The organism is Novosphingobium gossypii, assembly GCF_050433305.1.
In the GTDB taxonomy this organism is placed as follows: domain Bacteria; phylum Pseudomonadota; class Alphaproteobacteria; order Sphingomonadales; family Sphingomonadaceae; genus Novosphingobium; species Novosphingobium gossypii.
The window spans coordinates 164,028-183,597 of record NZ_JBNPXM010000009.1 but is presented as its reverse complement, the minus strand read 5'-3'; the positions used below and the strand labels follow the sequence as shown (position 1 = coordinate 183,597).

The 19,570-nt window shown below is 62.0% G+C and carries 12 protein-coding genes and 2 pseudogenes; 5 read left to right on the top strand and 9 right to left on the bottom strand.

What is annotated here, in order from left to right; all coding sequences use genetic code 11:
• Window positions 1-20 precede the first annotated feature (20 nt).
• The 3 genes and pseudogenes from GGR40_RS16590 (at window position 21) to GGR40_RS16580 (ending at window position 5,441) form a co-directional block, all read left to right on the top strand.
• Window positions 21-2,324: a heparinase II/III domain-containing protein gene (locus GGR40_RS16590; protein WP_429277361.1), complete on the top strand. Its 2,304-nt coding sequence runs from the start codon at window positions 21-23 to the stop codon at window positions 2,322-2,324.
• A gap of 41 nt (window positions 2,325-2,365) precedes the next feature.
• Window positions 2,366-3,886 (top strand): glucose-6-phosphate isomerase, encoded by a 1,521-nt coding sequence (gene pgi, locus GGR40_RS16585; RefSeq protein ID WP_429277360.1) that lies wholly within the window; start codon window positions 2,366-2,368, stop codon window positions 3,884-3,886.
• Window positions 3,887-4,054: 168 nt separating this feature from the next.
• Window positions 4,055-5,441: pseudogene (locus tag GGR40_RS16580) on the top strand (IS1182 family transposase).
• A 287-nt stretch (window positions 5,442-5,728) separates the two neighbouring features.
• Here the strand turns inward: GGR40_RS16580 and GGR40_RS16575 are convergent.
• From GGR40_RS16575 to GGR40_RS16565, 3 genes are all read right to left on the bottom strand, one after another.
• Entirely contained in the window at window positions 5,729-6,787 is a 1,059-nt protein-coding gene (locus GGR40_RS16575; protein ID WP_429277359.1) for a reverse transcriptase family protein, read from the bottom strand.
• The gene (locus GGR40_RS16570) at window positions 6,750-7,262 is read right to left on the bottom strand and encodes a helix-turn-helix domain-containing protein (RefSeq protein WP_429277358.1); all 513 of its coding nucleotides are present in this window, start codon (window positions 7,260-7,262) and stop codon (window positions 6,750-6,752) included. The genes GGR40_RS16575 and GGR40_RS16570 overlap by 38 nt, the downstream gene beginning before the upstream one ends.
• Before the next feature lie 645 nt (window positions 7,263-7,907).
• Window positions 7,908-8,147: a BrnA antitoxin family protein gene (locus tag GGR40_RS16565; RefSeq protein ID WP_429277357.1), complete on the bottom strand. Its 240-nt coding sequence runs from the start codon at window positions 8,145-8,147 to the stop codon at window positions 7,908-7,910.
• Window positions 8,148-8,210: 63 nt separating this feature from the next.
• Here GGR40_RS16565 and GGR40_RS16560 point away from each other — a divergent pair, with 63 nt between their 5' ends.
• The gene (locus GGR40_RS16560; RefSeq protein ID WP_429277356.1) at window positions 8,211-9,113 is read left to right on the top strand and encodes a DUF4238 domain-containing protein; all 903 of its coding nucleotides are present in this window, start codon (window positions 8,211-8,213) and stop codon (window positions 9,111-9,113) included.
• A gap of 66 nt (window positions 9,114-9,179) precedes the next feature.
• On the opposite strand, the gene GGR40_RS16555 is transcribed toward GGR40_RS16560, so the two are convergent.
• The 6 genes and pseudogenes from GGR40_RS16555 to GGR40_RS16535 all read right to left on the bottom strand — a co-directional run bounded on the left by GGR40_RS16555 (window position 9,180) and on the right by GGR40_RS16535 (window position 16,794).
• The gene (locus tag GGR40_RS16555) at window positions 9,180-9,356 is read right to left on the bottom strand and encodes a hypothetical protein (protein ID WP_429277355.1); all 177 of its coding nucleotides are present in this window, start codon (window positions 9,354-9,356) and stop codon (window positions 9,180-9,182) included.
• Between the two features lie 206 nt (window positions 9,357-9,562).
• Window positions 9,563-11,074, bottom strand: coding sequence for a hypothetical protein (locus tag GGR40_RS16550; RefSeq protein ID WP_429277354.1), 1,512 nt, complete (start codon window positions 11,072-11,074; stop codon window positions 9,563-9,565).
• Between the two features lie 535 nt (window positions 11,075-11,609).
• Complete coding sequence (locus GGR40_RS16545; protein WP_429277353.1) at window positions 11,610-12,248, bottom strand: MucR family transcriptional regulator; 639 nt, start codon at window positions 12,246-12,248, stop codon at window positions 11,610-11,612.
• Window positions 12,226-12,378 (bottom strand): annotated as a pseudogene (locus tag GGR40_RS22120) (HU family DNA-binding protein); the annotation flags it as partial. The pseudogene GGR40_RS22120 and the gene GGR40_RS16545, both read right to left, overlap by 23 nt.
• A gap of 289 nt (window positions 12,379-12,667) precedes the next feature.
• The gene (locus tag GGR40_RS16540; protein WP_429277352.1) at window positions 12,668-13,654 is read right to left on the bottom strand and encodes a pectinesterase family protein; all 987 of its coding nucleotides are present in this window, start codon (window positions 13,652-13,654) and stop codon (window positions 12,668-12,670) included.
• Window positions 13,651-16,794 carry a sugar-binding domain-containing protein gene (locus GGR40_RS16535; protein ID WP_429277351.1) on the bottom strand — a complete coding sequence of 1,048 codons (3,144 nt, stop codon included), beginning with the start codon at window positions 16,792-16,794 and terminating at the stop codon, window positions 13,651-13,653. Before GGR40_RS16535 ends, GGR40_RS16540 begins: the two co-directional genes overlap by 4 nt.
• A gap of 179 nt (window positions 16,795-16,973) precedes the next feature.
• Between GGR40_RS16535 and GGR40_RS16530 the strand changes: the two genes are divergently transcribed.
• Window positions 16,974-19,559 (top strand): glycoside hydrolase family 3 C-terminal domain-containing protein, encoded by a 2,586-nt coding sequence (locus tag GGR40_RS16530; RefSeq protein ID WP_429277350.1) that lies wholly within the window; start codon window positions 16,974-16,976, stop codon window positions 19,557-19,559.
• The last annotated feature ends 11 nt before the right edge of the window (window positions 19,560-19,570 follow it).

Sequence of the window (19,570 nt, the reverse complement as noted above, 5' to 3'; positions counted from 1 at the left end):
GCCATGCTGCGGGCAAGAGAATGGGTGAAATGATGCGATCCGTGCTGGCAGCCGCAACCCTGGCGATGGCGATCGTCCCGATGACAGGACGTGCACAGGACGCAGGGCCGAGCGTTCCCAGTCTCACGTTCAAACCGGCCAATATTGCGCGGGTCAGGCAGCTGATCGCCAGCGATGGCGAGGCGCGCGCGCGCTGGGATGCACTGCGCCGGACAGCGGACAAGGCAACATCCACATCGCCCAAGGGCGACCGTGAGATCGATGCGGCGCTGGAGGCGCTCGGCCTCGCATTTCGCGTAACGGGGCAGGCAAAATACGCGCAAGCCACCAGGACGTTGCTACTCAAGCGCGCTGCGAAGGCGAACTGGCTGACAGACGCCCCGCTGGCGCGGCGCGATCCACCCTGGAAATCCGATCTCGGCATGGGCTATGCTGCCGCCAGCACCGGGATCGCCTACGATGCCGTGCGCGACACGCTTTCCGCAGCCGACCGCCAAACGATAGTCCAGGGCTTGATCCGCGGCGCCATCCTGCCGATCATGAATGACTGGGTGGACGGTTCCACGCGAATCCACGCCCTCGACACGATGGGCCACAACTGGTGGGCGCACATCGTCTTCGGGGCGGGGGTAGCTGCACTCGCAATCCGCAACGACGATCCGCGGGGCTTGGAATGGGCCAGACGCATCGACGAGGCGAGCGTCGAATGGTTCGAGTTCCCTGGCACCCGCATCGGCGTGAAGCCGCCTACTTTCGGAAGCGAAGGTGCGTATTCCGAGACCGTCTCCTACGCCGAACTGGCGCTGCACAGCCTCATGCTCTTCCGCCGCTCTTGGACCGAGGCGATGGATGCGTCTCCCTCGCCAATCAGGGGTCTCGACAAGATCGCGGGCTACTTCCTGGCGACCGGCTACCCCCGCAGCGAGGGATGGGTATCGCTCAACTTCGGCGACAGCCGCCCGCCCAGTTGCGGTTGTCACACGCTGGCCGACTTATGGGCGCTGGGCGACCGCAATCCGGAATACCTCAAGTACATCGCCGGATACGCAGGGGTCGCCGCTAAAGACGCGTGGAAGGATGCCACCAACCTTCCCTACTTCCCCGACGCGGCAGCGAGGTCCGGTGCGGGCGCACCGATCGCCGCTCCGCTCACGTACCTATCGCGCGATCAAGGCCTGCTGACCATGCGCGACAGCTGGTCTCCCGACGGTACTCTCTTCGCGGTCAAGTCGGGCTATACCTGGAACCACAACCACGCAGATGCCGGAAGCTTCATCCTCTATCACAAGGGGCGCACCTTGCTCGCGGATTCCGGACACTCGGGCTACTCGACGCCGGAATACGATCGCTACTACCGGCAGAGCGAGGCCCATAATGTCGTTACTATCGACGGACACGCGGAGCCGGCCAGCGACCTGTATGATGGCTCGGCCTCGATGGGGACGATCGACCACCTCCTCGACACACCGAACATCCGCTATGCCTGGGCGGATGCGACCGGCCCGACAAGCCGGTATTTCCAACGTAATTATCGCAGCATCCTGTGGATCGGCGACACGATCCTGTTGCTGGACGACCTGCGCAGCCGCGATCCCGGTCAATTCGAATGGCTGCTGCATCACGGCGGTACCGCAACCCGCAAGGGTCGAACCGTCGAGATACGCGATGGCGGCGCGGGCGTTGACGTCACCCCCCTGTTTCCGGAAACGCTCCCCGACGGCGGGTTGCCGACCGACTATCCCGATGCTCTGCGGATGGTCACCCATGAGGGCCTCGCCGACGAGGATCCGAAGAAGAATCAGACCTACCTCGGCTTCCAGCCAGTCGGGAAGACCGAGCGTGAGAAGTTCCTGGTGGCTCTCCAGCCGCGCGCTGACAGCAAGGCTCCCTCACGCATCGAACGGATAGCAGGAACCGACTGGGTCGGCGTACGCATCGTCGGTGCCGATCGGGTTACCGAAGTCTATTTCAATCGCCTGGCCGATGGTCACGTTCGACATCGCAATGTCAACGCGACGATCGCCGGCTTCGATACGGATGCGTATATCCTGGCCCTCAGTCGTCCCAACGGCCGCAATGGAAGCACGCAACCAGACGAGATAACGGTGGTGGATGGCAGCTATGTACGCCGCTCAGGCACGGTCCTTCTCGACTCGCTTTCGAAAGTCACTGCGCAAATTGGGATCGGAGCAATCCATAAGGCCCAATTCACGGGCCCACATGGAAGCGTGCGCATGGCTTGTACTGCCCCTGTGCAACTCGTCGGCACACAGGCACAGATCGCATGTTCCAGTGGCGAGGCGCTGCTACCGCGCACCAACTGAAGCGTGCTCCACTCTCGGAATGTAAGTCAAAAGGGACGACAATGAGCGAAGCGGTGTGGAACAAGTTGCAGGGCCTCGACAAGCCGTGCTTGAAGCAGCTCTTCGATGCCGATTCCGGACGTCTCGACACGTTTGCGACGCGCTTTGGTCTGGGTGAGGAGGAAAGCTCCACCGGCATCCTGTTCGACTGGTCGAAGACGCATCTGGACGCCGCTCATGTCGCCGCGTTCGAGGAACTGGCAACAGCGCAGGACTTTGACGGTCGCCGCGCCGCCCTGTTCGCGGGCGACATCGTCAACCCGACGGAAGGGCGCGCGGCAGAGCATACCGCGCAGCGCGGCGTCGGCAACGAAGAGAGCGTGCGCACGGCGGCGGAGAACCACCATCGTATGGCCGCCATCGTCGAGGCGATTCACCGCGGTGCCATGGGCGAGGTGAAGCACCTGATCCACGTCGGCATCGGCGGCTCCGCGCTTGGTCCGGCACTGGCGATCGATGCACTGGCGCGGCAGGGATCGATGGTGGACGTGCACGTCGTCTCGAACATCGACGGTTGCGCGCTGGAGCAGGCGTTCGCAAAGTGCGCCCCGGCCACCACCATGCTGGCGGTCGCATCCAAGACCTTCACCACCATCGAGACGATGACCAACGCCGACAGCGTGCTGATCTGGCTGCGCGAGAACGGCGTCGAGGATCCTTATGGCCGCGTGGTGGCGCTGACCGCGGCTCCGGCCAAGGCGGTCGAATGGGGCGTGGACGAAACCCGCATCCTGCCGTTCTCCGAAAGCGTGGGCGGGCGTTACTCGCTGTGGTCGTCGATCGGGTTCCCGGTGGCGATGGCGCTGGGCTGGCCGGACTTCGCCGAGTTCCTGGATGGCGCAGCCGCGATGGACGAGCATTTCCGCGACGCTGACGGTCTTGCCAACCTGCCGCTGCGCGCCGCCTTTGCCGATCAGTATTACACGCGCCTGCGCGGCTGCCAGACCCGCGCCGTGTTCGCCTATGACGAACGCCTTGCGTTGCTGCCCGACTATCTCCAGCAGCTGGAGATGGAATCCAACGGCAAGCAGGTGACGTTCGACGGCCAGCCGGTGGACGGCCCGACCGCGCCGATCACCTGGGGCGGCGTCGGCACCGATGCGCAGCACGCCGTGTTCCAGCTGCTGCATCAGGGCACCAATCTGGTGCCGGTAGACTTCATCGCCTCCATCGCTCCCGGTGACGATCTGGCCGAGGATCATCACCGCATCCTGCTGTCGAACTGCTTTGCACAGGGCGCGGCGCTGATGGCGGGCAAGCACAGCGACGATCCCGCGCGCGCCTATCCGGGCGACCGTCCCTCCGCGACGATCCTCGTGGACGACCTTACGCCCGCGACCTTCGGCGCGCTGGTGGCGTTCCATGAACACCGCACGTTCGCCAACGCGGTGCTGCTGGGCATCAACCCATTCGACCAGTTCGGCGTCGAGCTGGGCAAGGAGATCGCCAAGCAGATCGAGGCGGGCGGCACGCAGTTCGATCCCTCCACCACCGCACTGTTGGCGCTAGCGGGGATTGGCTGAGAGTTAAGCAAGGCAGCGACTTTCAGTAACCGGTGAACGTTTGTCGATGCTCAATCGGCGATTTCGGATGCCCAAATCCCGTCGGTTAGCTTTCGGCAGTTCCCGACCGAGGCTGTGTAAAAACGCCTTTGGGTGATAGGGTTTTCTGGCGTCTCGGGAGACTTGGTCATGGGCCGTTTCGTCGAAGGGGAAGACCGCCGGCAAGCCAGTTTGCTGCCTGCATCGCTGGATGATTATGTCGCCGAGGACACCCCGGTACGGGTAGTCGAGGCCTTCATAGATGAGCTGGATCTGACAGCTCTCAGCTTTGCTGGCATGGAGCCGGCTTCGACAGGACGTCCGGCCTATCACCCATCGACGATGCTCAAGATCTACCTTTATGGCTATCTCAACAGCGTTCAGTCGAGCCGCCGCCTTGAGAAGGAAGCGAGCCGCAATATCGAGTTGATGTGGCTGACGGGCCGGCTGGCGCCCGACTTCAAAACCATTCGTGATGCTCTGCCGCGGCATGGGCCTGTTCGGTGGTGCCATGGTGGCAGTGGACGGCAGCAAGTTCAAAGCGGTGAACAATCGGGATCGCAACTTCACCGCGCATAAGGCGGCCAAGCGTATCGAGCAGGTCGAGGCAAGCATTGACCGCTATCTGGTCGCCTTGGACCGCGCCGATCGCGAAGACAGCGACGTGCCTGAGGTGCGGACCGACAAAATCCGGGAAAAGATTGCCGGACTGCGGGGTCAGATGCAGTATCTGAAGGATATGGCATCGCAGGTGGAAGCTGCCCCTGACAATCAGGTATCCCTCACCGATCCGGACGCGCGGTCCATGGCGACCTCGGGTCGTGGCACCGGCATGGTCGGCTATAATGTGCAGGCTGCGGTCGATACCGAGCATCACCTCATCGTCGCGCACGAAGTGCTAAACGATGGGCATGACCGCACCCAGCTGGCGCCGATGAGACGGGCGGCGCTGGACGCCATTGGATCAGATCAACTGACCGTGCTGGCGAATCGTGGCTATTACAACGGCGCTCAGGTGCTGGAGTGCGAAGGCACCGGCGTGCTGCCGTGCGTCCCGAAGGTCGATACCACCGGCCGAGCAAAGCACGGTCACTTCACGAAGCCGGACTTCATCTACGATGCGACCCATGATCACTATACCTGTCCGGCTGGCGCCCATCTGACCAAAGGCAAGATCCGTTCCTACCAACAGGGCGAGATCGACCAGTATCGCCATCTGTCTGCTTGCCACAGCTGCGATCTGCGGCCGCGCTGCACGCCGGAGAAAGTGAAGCGCGTAAAGCGGTGGGTCCATGAGGCGGTGCTCGACAGCATGCAGCAGCGCCTTGATCGGCTACCTGACGCCATGGGCTTGCGACGACAAATTGTCGAGCATGTCTTCGGTACGCTCAAGGCCTGGATGGGCCGTACGCCCTTCCTCACCAAAACGCTGAAAAACGTCCGAACCGAGATGAGCCTCAGTGTCCTTGCCTACAACATGAAGCGCCTGATCCAGATGCTGGGCGTCCCCATGCTGATCCAGGCGATCCGCGCCTGATCGCCCCATCCTGCCTCGTCGCTATCGCCATGTGAAAGGCACCCCGACACCGCGTTTTTACACAGCCTCGACCCTTAGTGGCCGTTCAGCCGCCGATTTTGCGTCCCCAGGTGCGGTCTGTCTCCTTTCCCATTCTGGATGCCTTGGACGGGTCGTTTGCCGACCGGCAGGTCTCGGATGGAATAAGAGTCATGCGGCCGTTCGCCTTTCGAATAGCAATTAACGCTTGTGCTGGACCTAATTTACAGTTCGCCGAACAGCTAAGGCATGGCCGCTTTGTTGGCATATTATGCCCAAGGTACACCCGGCGCTGCTGGGGACAGCGTCGCGTTAGGCACAAAGTCGACGGTTGGCATTGTCACAAGTTCAATTGAGAGGTTCCGGCGTCTTTGCTTCAACGCATGCATCCGGTTGGCGGCTTTTCGGCCTTCATCGCTGCTAGCGCCGACAAAATGGCGGTAGGTTCCTAAAGCGCTCAAGATTTGATCTATTACTTCAGCGCGCTCTTTGTCCGATCCTGCCGATTTAAGATCAGCGTAGGATCGGCGGAGGCGCTGATGTAGTGCGGTTGGTGCTAAAACTCTCTTTCCAGCAATTGGAACACCCGTGATTACAACGGGACGCGCTGCCTCAAGGAACGCGATCTTATGGGTGTTGAAGCCACCGGAACGGATTTCAGAACGGACAGCGGCTAAAAACTCGCCAGTTATTCCTTGGCCGGATATTGTAAGATCGTCGACGTAAAGTGACATTTCAAATCCGGCTTCCCTCACCAGCTGATACACGCGGTCGAACATAGGCCGGTGGATTAACGACGTAAGGACGGGACTTATTGGTGACCCGAATGGCATTTTGCGGTCGATAGCCACGAGCTTCGCGAAAAGCCCTGCAACATCCTCTCTCATCCCTACGGTGTAATGGGCCCAGCGCCAGATGTCCTCTACGGTTGTTTGGGGATAGAACTGGCGAATATCTACCTTCAGCACCTGAACGCTTGAAGCATGAAGAAATGCGTTGTCGCGCTGTCCACGGCCCTTTCTTGGACTATATAGGTACGGCGGTTGCTTGATTTTGTTGAGATGCCCCTTCAACCTCTCGTGAACGGCGCGCAGCTTCCCCCTGGGAATAGCCAGTTTGCGAAGCTTTCCCTTGATATCTTCGTCACGGCGGTGAACATAATTTTCATGGTCGCGAACCAGCGCCTCAAGTCGGTCTTTGGTCGTACCGAGCAGAACCGCAAGGTCTCGTTGCGTAAGCTTTTTTGTCCACGGAGAATCCGCTAACTCGTAACGTTCGTAACGAGGGCGCTTAGGCTTTGTCACGTTCAGCCGGACGAAGTTTTTCAAGAAGCTGCAAAACCTTCTCAGCTATGATTAGCTGTCCTCGCCGTGCAATAGGTTGTCCTTCTATTTCTTCGGCAAAGAAGAGAAGTTGAGACATTTTAATGCCCATTGCCTCGCTGTAAGCCGCCAAAAGGTCCATACTTACGGACTTGTTGGCGTTCTCGATGTCCGAAACCAAGGATTGTGCAACCCCGAGCTTAGCAGCCATCTCCGCTTGCGAGTACCGACAATACAAACGAAGCAATCGCAGTGCTTCATTAATTGTAGGTCGTTTCGTCATATCATTTCTCTCAGGTACGCGGGCTGTCCCGAGGTCACCGCCTATTCGTGATGCTTTGATAAAAGCGCCAGAAAGGAAACCACCCGTCCAACCGCGATAACTACCTTCGCAAGAAGGAGCCATTTCGATGGGGCGGGCGGCTGGTGCCGCTGCGTGCGAGGGTCTTTGTTGCTCATTTGGCGCTCCTTGTTCGGCCACACCGATCCAACTGATCGGCGCCCGTCGGCACAGGTAGGAGCTATGTTCCGGAGCGTTTTTACCTCGGGCATGCCGCGTCCGGTCCCGGACGGGCGCGGCTCGCCGCCCCCCCCTCGAGACACAGGTCATGGTTGAGAGGACAATCCTCTCACAGGGCTTGTTCTCGCCCCAGCTTCTGACGGGTTCAGTGTGAGCTACCATCGCCAAACCTAGCTAGAGGCCCACCGGGAATGCTGCAAGATCGATTATCACCAGTGGAGATAATGTGCCATTATGACGCAGTTTCTAGGGAAGCCGAAGGTCTGTGCGCGCCGCGCACTGCCCCGCGAGATGCAATTGGCAGGATTCTCAATCCGCTAAATACAGCATGTGCCGTACCGACGATGAACTATAGATCGACCTTGTAGCTGAATGTCGCGATCAGTTGCGAGGTGGATGGCGGTCTGTGGATCGTGCCGCCCCGAAGCGCCATTTGGATACCTGGCCGAGTGCCACAGAGGCTAAACAGCGCCCGCGGCAGCTTTCAGGATCGGCACTTGCTGCTTCAGATGACGGAGTTGGGCGCTTTCCGTCAAACCGGCCCTTTGTCGCCGTTCAGCGGCTAAAATCCGACGCCCAGGTGCGGTCCGTCCAGCATTCCGGCAGTCAGGGCGCAAATCGGCCATAGCGTGCTGCCTCCCAGTCCTGCAGGGCTGCATTGATCCGTGACTGCCAACCGGGGCCTCTGGATTCGAAATGCTCGATCACCTCGGGCGAAACGCGAAGCTTTGCTCGATGGTGCATCGAGACGGTTGATCGAGACGGTTGATCGCATAATTGAAGACCTGAAAGCCGGCTATTCCAAAGAGAAGCGCTAATGGCGGCGGCTGGTTTGTAGATCGGCACGCATCTGTGGAACGCGCTCGCGGGGCAGTGGACACCCCGCCATCGTGCGGCTCACTTAATCCAATGTCTGCCGCACCCTCGCCAAACCCACCTTCAAGACATCACTACATTCCCGAATTTCTGCTCAAGCGCTGGGCAGACGACAACGGGCAGGTGATGGGTTTCACCGCACCGGTGCCAGGCAAAATTCACCGCAAACGTGTCTTTCCCAGCCAGATTGGTTTCGAGAGAAACCTCTATCGATCCCCGAGAACCGACCCGGTCGCGGCACAAGCACTCGAGGCCGGGTTCTTCAGCGCACTGGACAATCTGGCCGCCAAGGCCCTCGACACCCTGCTCATTGCCGAACGGCGCACTTTGCATCGTGAGAGCCTCGAGATCTGGTGCATCTTTATCTTTGCTCTGCTCCACCGCAACCCGGCGTATTTTGAAGCCTTGATCGAGGGAGGCAAACGCCAACTCGGTGCCGTACTCGGCGATCTGGAGCAGCGCTACGACGCTGTAAGGGCCAGCAATGATCCGCCCTGCTTCGAGGACTTCGTCGCTGGCTTCGGCGAAGATTATGCTGAAACCCGCACTTTCGACGTCATTCCCAACCTCATTCTGAACTCGAACATCATCGCCTTCCTGCACAAGATGCACTGGGCCGTTCTGTTCACTGGCGGGATGCGGCCCAATCTGCTGTTGAGCGACGATCCGCTCGTTCGTACCAATGGCCTCAGGATCGATGGCGGACATGTGGCCCTACCGATATCACCAGACCACCTTATGATCGGAGCCTGGCAACCGGAGAAGCTTCTGGAGTTGCAAAGGATGCCGCCTGCCCATCTGGTGCAACAGGTCAACCAGCAGACGGTCGGCGCCGCGCGATACTTCGTCGTTGCCACCGACGAACGCCAGGCCCGCTTCATTGAGAATCGCTTCGGCAGAACTCCGCGACCTCCGCTGGTCAGCGCGGATGGATAATGACCAGGGATCCATTGTTTACCGGAAAAAGTGGGTTAGCGCGCCAGCGGTTCCGTAGCGGCGGTGTCAGCCGATCGCCCTAGCAGTCAGATCGACGTGCCGCAGAGCTTCCGCAATCATTAATGCAGTGGTTTCTTCCGCCCGTTCACGCGCGGGTGCGTCCTTGGTTTCCAGTTCGCGTCGGCCCCACTCTGGAGCCCGGCGCACAACATCGACAATGCGTGAGCCGATGATCTCCTGCACGCACTTGGCTTCATCTTTGGTTCGTCATTGCATCCTTTGTTCCGCGAGCGGGATAGTCTCCCGCGCGTCTTTAGCATTGTAATTTTATGTGCTGCTGGGTGAACAGGGGCACAGCCTTCCTGGACCAGGGTAAGCGCGGACCCGATCAGCCTTACGTCTCTCAATCCTTGCCACCTCAGAGTTCGGGGATGCGTTGGCCCTTACGATCAGGTGCCCTGACCAATGGTCTCGCGGGACTTCAGGAACTCGGACCACCTCAGCCACTTATCATCCGACCAGATCTTCACGGCACCATCTCCCCATTCCTCCACGATCGAAGCCACATCCACTTGGGTCTCAGCCGCGGTCGAGGTTCCGAACGGATGCATCTCTGGAAGCAAACTTGTGACCTGGCCATCCTGCCAACAGTCATGATGAGCCGCCCCCGGCATGAGTGCTGGATCCAAGCGGTGGACTGCGCCCGGATTGTGATAGACATTCATGCTCTCGACCCAGCTTTCGACATAGTCCGGTGCATTGACAAGCGCCTGGAAGCGCAAAGGCGCGGTCGCGTTCGGATCGGGGTCGGGCAGGTTCCCTTCGCGGATCAAGGCGACGTGGCCAGAGCCGAAACCTGCGAGCACACCCATGCGGTTGAACTTCGATAGGTCTCCAGCCGGACTTGAGACAACCGCGCTCACATTTGCCGCGTCGGCGATTCGAAAAAAGCCCGAGGGTATTGTCTTGCCACCAAAGGCGTGCTGCTCGATCTTGTGGGGAACGATGGTGAGCGTGCCATTTTCGTCCACTACGCCTTCATGCCAGTAACCGAACAGATAACGTTCGAGAGACGGGGCCGAATTGTACATCGCGTCGGGTGACGAAAAATCGGCTACAGCCAGGACAAAGGGACGCCCGGCGACCTGTGGTTTCTCCCAGTATCTTTTGCAGAGCTTGGAATAGAGCGCACTGCCGAACTTGATCGGCATGTACTGTGCGACGAAGGCGAGCTCTTCTTTCGGGGTGTCGCGCGGTGGTGGGGGGACGATAACCGCCCCCTTCCGAGTCGGAGCGACTGTTACCGCCTCGAGCGAAAAGCCTCCAACAAGGCCCTTGCACACGAAATCCGGCATCGGTTGCTCCCGATCGAACACGTACCCGAGTTCCACCAGCGTTGCGAACAGGTACAGCTCCCAGATGCGCTGGTCGAAGCCGGTTGTCTGGAACTGCTCAATGAAGTTGCCGTCGACGTCCTCGTACCAGCGCATCATTTTCTCGATGATACCGCGTGCCGGCGAGTTGGCCTCCTCGCTGATCAGTTGCACAAAATCGGGATGCAGGCGGTCTGCTTCGTAAACAGGCGTGAAGAAGTCGACTGGCTCGCCGTCGTCCTCGTCCTCGTCCTGGTAGTGCTCCTCTGGGGGCGCGTCGGCAGCTTCCTGCATGGCTTGGGCGAAAGCCGCAAAAGCTGCCTGGGGGTCCTCGTTGAAGATGGTCTGCGTAACATAGCGAAAGCGCAGCTTCCTGTCGGGCGCAAAGACGATCCCGGTGAAATCGCCGTCCGTTCGATCACGCAGCATCATCCCGACGATGCGGCCTGCGTCGAGCTCGAAATGACAAAGCTCGTCGCCCAGCAGTTGAACCGCAGGATTGCGGGCATAGCCAGCAATGGCGTTGAAGCGAACGAGCGAGATCTGATCCATGGTCGGGATATGCCCTGACCCGAAGCCGTCGTCCATCACGCCCAGGGTTCGGGAAGCAAAAGAAGAAATTCGTCCGAAAGGCTTGTGTGTGCTACAAGAGTGATGCCCCCTTGGACACGCTTCGGCGCGTAAGGGTGGCACGTTACAAAGAAAGTAGGTGGATCGTCCTCGCCGCCGTGACGACACCGGGTGAGCTCTTGCCCGCCCTCATCTAGGCCGTTTTTGCGGTCCGGTCCCTAGCGCCGGACGACGAGGACTGCCCGCCCCCGCAACTGGCTGAATGGGCCTGAGTGTCCACATCCTCTGATTTTCGCTTCGAAGCGGACAGTCGTAAAAGTCCCAAATCCGGCTACGGCAAGCTGGCCCGTTTTCAACGGATTTTTCCGGCAAATGAGAGGGCCGCCCCGACGACAACCCTCAGATAGTAACAACTATTCGGCATTGTCGGTCGGCTTCGAAGGTGATGTGGCGTCTTTTACCGTTCGGGCCATCCGCTTGCCTCGAGGCGCCTTGCCGTCAGCTTTGACTTTGTCACCTGGTGCTGCGGCCTTGCCTTCAGGTACATCAGTATTCACTGCCGTAGCGGCTTATCTCCGCCCTTGAAAAGACCAAGCTTGCCACGTCGCTTGGTGGCCGGTTTCGCCGCCTCGTTGGCGACAACAGTTTGGCCTTCATCGGCCTCCGCGTGCGCCTCCGGCTTTGCGGTACCAGGCTTTTCGCTCACGCCCGCCTTTACAGGCGCCTTCTTGAACCGCGCCGGCTTTGCGTCCTTGGGCTTTGTCGTAGCTGCATCGTCTGGTGCCGCAATGGTAGCGCTTGGTGTCTGCGCTGTTGCCGAGTTAGAGGTCACCTTCTTTGCTGGCTTGCTTTTAGAGTTGCCGCTCGACTTCGCCTTAGCGACGGCCGCCACACCAGCGACAACATCCTGAGGCTCGGTCTGCGCCTCGGAAATGGCCTCAGCGGACACTTCGGTAGTGCTGCCGGTCCCAGTAGCGTTGCGGCTACCAAGACCCGATTTGCTCAGCAATCTCGCTGCAACGTGCGGCAAATGTGGTGCCTCCATTGGATAGGTGGCAGGCAAGCCATAGCGCTCCCGGTATGTGTCCGGCGTCAGACCGTGGCTCGCAAGATGGCGCTTCAATGTCTTGTACGGCTGACCATCAATGAGGCTGGGAACGTGGTCCTGAAAAGCCGTTGAGCGAAGCCTCATCGCCCTTGGCAGCGGCATTGCCGATCGTTTTGAAGATCGCATCGACGACCTTGCGGGCATCTACCTTCGAGGGATTGTGATCGCCGGTAGCCGCCTTACGAGTTGGCTTTTGGTGCTCCTGACCATGCAGCAAGCCTCAAAGGGAGCAAAGCGGCGCCTTATCGGCATGGGCGGCTAGATCCATGATTTCCAGAGCAAGAAATCGTAAAAAGATGTCCTGACGCCTTGGCGCACTTCCGCGTTCGTGCGCTTAGCCGCCCCAGGTTAGTTACGCCCAAAGGCCTTTGCAGATCGAGCTTGTTCAATGCAAACCTTCGCCGATTGTGGTAGGCTCTGACACGAAAGCCTCCTTCAACTGATGTTCAACATCTCCGTTATGGCAGATCGATGCCGCCGGGAGCGGTCCACCCCGTCAGGCTTCAGCGGCGTAGGCCCCGGGCAATCCAACCGGTATCGCCGCCGAAGAAGACTCCCAAGCGCCATGCCTTCGCGGCAGCGGCGTCCAGCCAAGCAGCTTCCTTCGTCAGCGTGAGCCCTTTGGCGCCGGGGCCTGTCGGACCGCTTAGCGCGTAGCGAGTGGTCGGCAGCTTGTTGGTCTTGCCTGGCGTCCATTCGGTAAAGGCGCCCGGCGCCAACGGCGTCTCGATCACAGGGGTCAGGAACACGACGGAAGCGTAATCGCGCCAAGGCCGACCGAGCGAGACGTTGCGCGCCGCCGGGTCGGCGGTGAGGCGGCAGTCCTCGAATACGAAGGCGCTGTCCTCGTCGGGGGCGTTCCGGCTCTGGGCGGTATACATGACGGACTCGTGCGCCTCGCCGTGAAGCTGGCACTTGCGAAAGAAGGCCTTGGCATTGCCGAACACGAAATCGACGTGGCCGGCGATGTAGCAGTTCTCGAAATAGGCTCGGGTGGCCTTGTCACCCTGCCCGTTGTTGACGAACAGTGTATCCTGATGGCCGAGCATCCGCACGTTCGAGACCACCGCCGCATCGCCCGTCAGCGAAACGGCCACCGCCTGTGAAGGCGGGTGCGCAGCATCGAGCCACCAGTCATTGGCCACCGTCAGGTTGCGCATCGTGAAGGAGGCGCCGGTGACGGTGAGCGTCGCGGACTTGAAGGTGCCGCCCGCAGTCATGGCGGAATCGCCGTAGATGAGGACGACGTCTTCCGGCCGCTTGCCGGTGCCCGCGAGCGTCACATTGGCGGCGCTGACGGTCAGTTTCTCCCGGTAGGTTCCGGGCGCGATGCGGATCGTCCCGCCCTCGATCGCGATGGCATCGACGGCGGACTGAACAGTGCGGAACGCGCCAGCCTTCGCCGGATCGACGTGGACGGTGAGGGCCAGCGCCGGCGCGTTCAGCAGGGTGGATGCGGCAAGGACCGCGCAGATCAGTCGATGGTTCACGAAGTCTTCTCCCGTACTGACAGCCACTCAATGGCGTTGGCGAGAAATCTGCGCTGCAGCGGCGCCACCATGTCCGGCATCCGGTGCAGCACCGCGCGCATTCCCCGGTTCGCGGCGACCAGCGTGGCGGCGCCATTGTGCCGATCGTGATCGCGGCTGTAGCCCGCGACGATCTCGACGCCCGGCCCGTCTACCAGCAGCCCGTTTGAAAGGCGGCCGTCGATCTGGTGGAAAATCCCCGCTGCCCGGTCCGCCGGGATGCCGGCGAACAGCGGGTGCGCACGCAGGTAGTTCCAGTTGCCCATCCACGGTGCGCGGATGTCGCCCACAGTACCCTTGAATTTCAGCAGGCCGAGTCCCGCCAGTTGTCGGGCGACGCCTTCGGACAAGCCATCCTCCGGCACCAGCGCCAGCAGCGGCACGCCTGAACGTACGGTGGCGAGAACGTCCGGTGACAGTTCGCCGAGAACCAGTTTGGGCTTCTCGCCCTTTTTGGGCTGAGCTTCGAGGCCAGTCTGCTCGCCGATCTGACGGCGGGCGATCTCGTCCGCCTTGAGACCTGATGCGATGACCAGATCATAGTGCTGCCCTGGCCGAAACTCTTCCAGCTTCAGGCCCGGCAAGGCATCAAGCTGCGCGCGCAGGCTGCGAGCGATACCCGAGACGGCAATGCGGCGGCCAGAAGCGATTTGCACCGGCAGCCCCGTTACCCACAGGCTGCGGGTGAAGGTGGCATCAGGCGCGCCGGAGAATGCCAGGCGCACTTGCCACTCCCCCTCTCGCGCCAGCGCCGGTGTCGCGACTTCGCGGGCGACCAACTGGCTGAACCGATCCGGCGCGGTAGCAGCGGCGGGATAGCGCCCGACGTCAACCACCTTGCCCCGCGGATCGCGAAGGGACAGCGCCAGTTCGCCGCTCATCGACCGACCGGTATCGTTGACCAGGAACAGGTCGAGCACCGCGTTTTCTCCGGTCGCATAGACCAGCTTGCGCTGCTTGGCGACGGGGCGCACCGGCAGCAGGCTGGCGCGGACCGACGCCGGGTCGGCCTTGAAGCCGCGCAGGTTGTCGACGATGCCGGAGTGGTTCTCGATTGCGGTGGTCTCCCATCCGCTGATCGCTGCCACGTCCACCTCGTCGCCAATGCGGATGTTCTCCATGTAGTTGGCCCAGGCGTCGTAGCACTTGGCGCCGATCGAGAGGAACAGGTGCTGCGCAGTGGGGAAGGCCCTACGGAAACCCCAGCGGTCGAGGAACGCTTCTGTATTCGTGAGGATCACCGCATGATCGGCCAGGTCGTAGGAGCGCCCCCCGCCCTTGCGGATCATTTTGACCATGGCGGCGTGATCGTCGGCTACGGCGCAACCCTCCATTTCGCCGAACTCGACGATGAAGGGTTTGCCGGTCTGGCGATGAATGTAATCGTCAGGGTGCTTGTAGAACGCGTCGTACCACTGGTCGCCCGCGCCTTGGTGGTTGTCCCACCAGCCACCCCACTCGACTTCGTCCGAGCGGTAGTATTTGTCACTATACGGCACGTACATCGCTTGGGACGCGCCACGCTGGACGAAGCCATCGTTGAGGATCACCGTGCGGCTCGGATCTGCCCGGTGCATGGCCAGCAGCACCGCCTGCACATCGGGATTGGCCAAGTCCGCGCCCACTTCGTTCTGCAGCGTGTATTGCACCAGCGAGGGGTGCGAGCGGAAGGCGCGCACCATCGCCACGCACTTCTCTACCTGATAGTCACGCGCAAAGCGGTCGGCATCAGAGAGTTCGCCGTTCTTTCCATAGCCGGCAATGGCGAAGCGCCCCCCGCCGGGCTCCATTACTCGCAGCAGGCCCATCTCGTCCTGACGGTCCAGCACCTCGCGTTTGCCGACGTTACGATGGAAATGCAGGCAGTTGAGCCCAAGCGCCTTGGCCGCACCGACTTCCTTCGTCGCCAGTTCGGGGCGAGGCCAGAGGCCGTTGAAACCCCAGTATCCCCAAGAAATCGCCGAGTAGAGCTTGATGCGCCGCCCGTTCAGCCGCAGCATGGCATCGCTGCCCAGCCCCTCGGGCGCGAACCAGCGGAAGCCGAAGCGTACCTCCCGCACGTCCTTGCCGGACAAAAGGCGCAAGGTATGGAGCACCGGCGTGTCGATGTCCCACAGCGGCGCGCCGCGCGCTTCGACGCGCAGGCGCACGTGCGCAGTGTCGCCGTCCACCCGAGCATCCTCCAGCGTCACTTTCGCCGACACCCGTTCGCCCCTGGCATTGAGCAGAACGGCCTTCGCCTGCTTGCCAAGCCGGCCCGCCAGCGCCGGGTCGCGGCAGGCCACTTCCATATGTGCAGTCACTACATGCGGATCGGGCGTGTTGAGAACCCAGGCATCGGCGATATGCGCATCCAGAGGGTGGCTGGTGATATGCACGTCGCGGTCGATCCCGCCGAACCCGTGCGAGCGGAACAGCTTCACCGCGCCCCAGGTCATTGTGGTGGAATCGCGCCAGTCGTAGCGGCCGCCTGGGTTGGTGATGCGGATCGCCAGCCGGTTGCGCGCGCCGGGGCGCATCGCGGCGGTCAGGTCGCAGACGATCGGTAGCTCGGCCATGATCGAGTAGCCGACCAGTTTGCCGTTCAAGAACACCTCGGCCCGCAGTCGCGCCCCGCGAATGTGCAACAGCGTGCGCCGTCCAGCGAATGAAACGGGCGCGTCGAAGTCCTTCGTCCACCACGAAACTCCGCGGTACGCACCATTCTGCGGTACGGCATCGTCGTTGGCGTAGCGATATTCATCATCGGTGTAGGGCCGCTCGCCCAGCTTGCCCCAGACGTGCTCCTCCACCGTCGTCGGCAGGGTGACGGTGACGGCAGGCGCGGTGTCCAACACGCTCCATCCGCCGGTCGGTAGATTGATCGGCAGGCTGGTGAGATCTACTTGTGAAGGCAACACGATCCGATCGTTTTCGAACCGCGCCTCGCGATCGAGCCAGAGACGCCAGCCTTCGTCAGGAAGGGACAGGCGATTGTCCTGCTCCACCGCCTGCGCCGTACCTGGCAGCATCGTTACCGCGCCTGATGCTCCGGCAACGCCAAGGAAGCCCCGTCGATCCAGCACCGCACCGGGCACCCCCTCGAATGATTCGTGCATCATGCCATCCTTTTCCCAGAACTTCGGCGCCGTTTTTCATGTTTGATTGCCACGAAGTACGATAGCGCTATCATTAAATTGTGAAGCGGTGCAAGTAGTGCCGAGTAAAGAGTCGCGGATGGTCAGCGCCACCGACATGGCTCGTAGGAGACCGGGAGAGTATTGTGACGCACCTGACAGGAATGCTGTTATGCACGGCCACCGCGGTTCTGCCGGGCATAGCCGGCGCGCAGGAAACCAGCACCGCCGCGTTCCAGAGCCGCGCCGCCGAGATGGTGCGGGGGATGACGCTGGAGGAGAAGGCGGCACAGCTGAAATCCGATGCCCCCGCAATCCCGCGCTTCGGCATCCCTGCTTACGACTGGTGGAGCGAGGGCCTGCACGGCGTCGCCCGCGCCGGCGAGGCGACTGTGTTTCCGCAAGCCGTGGCCATGGCCGCTACATTCGACGCGCCGCTGATCGAGCAGGCTGCCGACACCATTGCGACCGAATTTCGCGCCAAGTACCGCGAGACGCTGGATACTGACGGCAGTTCGAAGCGCTATCGCGGGCTGACCGTCTGGTCGCCGAACATCAACATCTTTCGTGATCCGCGTTGGGGGCGAGGGCAGGAGACTTTCGGCGAGGACCCGCATCTGACCGCGCGCATGGGCGTGTCCTTCGTGCGCGGGCTGCAGGGCAACGACCCTGCGTTCTACAAGACCGCCGCAGTCGCCAAGCACTTCGCCGTCCACTCCGGCCCGGAAGGTAACCGCCACCGGGAAGACGTCCACCCTTCGCCATACGATCTGGAGGACACCTACCTTCCCGCTTTCCGCGCCACGGTAACCGAGGCCCGGCCCAGCGGCATCATGTGCGCCTATAACGCGATCGACGGGGTGCCCGCCTGCGGCTCTCCTCTGCTGGCCGAGCGGCTGCGCGGGGATTGGGGCTTCACGGGCCATGTCGTCACCGACTGCGCGGCAATGGTCGATTTCTTCAACCCTGAAGCCCATGGCTACAGCCGTGGTCCGGTCCAGGCGGTGGCAAGCGCGGTGCGGGCCGGGACCGACCTCATCTGCATCGAGTTCGGGCGCGACAAGTCCTCCGACCCGGCGATCATCGTCGATGCCGTGCGCCAGCGCCTGCTGCCCGAGGAACTGCTGAACCGCGCGGTGGAGCGAACCCTGACCGACCGCCTGCGCCTGGGCCTGCCGGGCGAGACGACGCCTTTTTCCGCCATTACTCCCGCGCAGAATGACACCGCACAGAACGCCGCGCTGAACCGCAAGGTGGCGCGTGAATCGCTGGTGCTGCTCAAGAACGACGGGCTGCTGCCCTTGGCCACGGCGCCCCGCTCGATCGCGGTGGTCGGGCCTAACGCGGACAGCGTGGATGCGCTGGTCGGCAATTACAACGGCACCCCGTCGCAGCCGGTGACGCTGTTGGCGGGCCTGCGTCAGCGCTTTCCTGAGGCGCGGATTGATTATGTGCAGGGCACCGGGCATGTCGGCCCTCCGCTCAAGCCCGTGCCCGGCGCGGTGCTGTGCCTTGATGCCCAATGCAGCGCCAGGGGCGTCACCGTCGAGGAGTTCGCCAGCACCGAGGCCGCAGGCAATGCGGTGCGTCGCGCTACCAGCGGCGAAGTGAAGTTCGACTGGGGCCGCCCTGCCCGCGCCCAGCGGCGCAGCGCGATGCGCTGGACCGGCTGGATCGTGCCCGAGGCTACCAGCGAGTACCACTTCCGCATGAACGTGGACGATGGCTATCGAATCCTGATCGACGGGCGAGAGATCGCCGATGCCTGGGACCCGGGCGATCCGCCCTCAATCCACAACGACGGGGTCACACTTACCGCCGGCAAGGCGCACAGGCTCGTCGTAGAGGCACGGCAGGATGGCGACCGGGGCGAGCAGACGCTGTTGTGGAGCGATTTGCGCGAACAGGAAGGCGCCGCGTTGGAGGTGGCGCGCGGGGCCGATCTGGTGGTCTTTGCCGCCGGGCTGAACGCCAGGCTGGAAGGCGAGGAAATGCGCGTCAATGCCCCGGGTTTCGCAGGCGGCGATCGTACCAGTCTGGACCTGCCGGCCCCGCAGGAAAAGTTGCTCGAACAGTTGCACGCCACGGGAAAGCCGGTGATCCTGGTACTGATGAATGGCAGCGCGATGGGCGTGAACTGGGCGCAGGCGCATCTTCCCGCCATCGTCGAGGCCTGGTATCCCGGCGGTGTCGGCGGGCGCGCGGTAGCAGACCTGATCGCTGGCGATTTCAGCCCGGCGGGCCGCCTGCCGGTAACCTTCTACACCGCCGCAGAGCAGCTTCCCGCGTTCGGCGACTATGCGATGCAGGGCCGCACCTACCGCTATTTCCAGGGCAAGCCGCTCTACCCCTTCGGCCATGGTCTGAGCTACACGACTTTTGCCTACGCCCCGCCCCGAACCGCGCAGCGGGTGGTTGCGGGCAAGGCTCTGGAGGTGTCGGCGCGCATCACCAACACCGGTAAGCGCGCGAGCGATGAGGTGGCGCAATTGTACCTGCGCCATCCTGATGGCCCGGCGCGCCATGCCCTTCAGGGATTTACCCGCATCCACCTGCAGCCCGGCGAAAGCCGAGAGGTGCGCTTCACCCTCGATCCGCGCGCGCTCAGCCGTGTCGATGCGGCGGGGCAGCGCAAAGTGGTCCCAGGCGCGGTCGAGGTCTGGGTCGGCGGCGGCCAGCCGGATACCGGCGTGCCGGGCGGCTGGGCCACGGTGCGCATCACCGGCGAGGCGCTGGCTCTGCCGAAATGACGTCATGAGGG

Bases quoted from the DNA above. Each gene is read 5' to 3' on its own strand.
- GGR40_RS16590 (WP_429277361.1), top strand. From the start codon at position 21: ATGGGTGAAATGATGCGATCCGTGCTGGCAGCCGCAACCCTGGCGATG.
- pgi (WP_429277360.1), top strand. From the start codon at position 2,366: ATGAGCGAAGCGGTGTGGAACAAGTTGCAGGGCCTCGACAAGCCGTGC.
- GGR40_RS16560 (WP_429277356.1), top strand. From the start codon at position 8,211: ATGTCTGCCGCACCCTCGCCAAACCCACCTTCAAGACATCACTACATT.
- GGR40_RS16550 (WP_429277354.1), bottom strand. From the start codon at position 11,074: ATGGACGACGGCTTCGGGTCAGGGCATATCCCGACCATGGATCAGATC.
- GGR40_RS16545 (WP_429277353.1), bottom strand. From the start codon at position 12,248: ATGAGGCTTCGCTCAACGGCTTTTCAGGACCACGTTCCCAGCCTCATT.
- GGR40_RS16535 (WP_429277351.1), bottom strand. From the start codon at position 16,794: ATGATGCACGAATCATTCGAGGGGGTGCCCGGTGCGGTGCTGGATCGA.
- GGR40_RS16530 (WP_429277350.1), top strand. From the start codon at position 16,974: ATGCTGTTATGCACGGCCACCGCGGTTCTGCCGGGCATAGCCGGCGCG.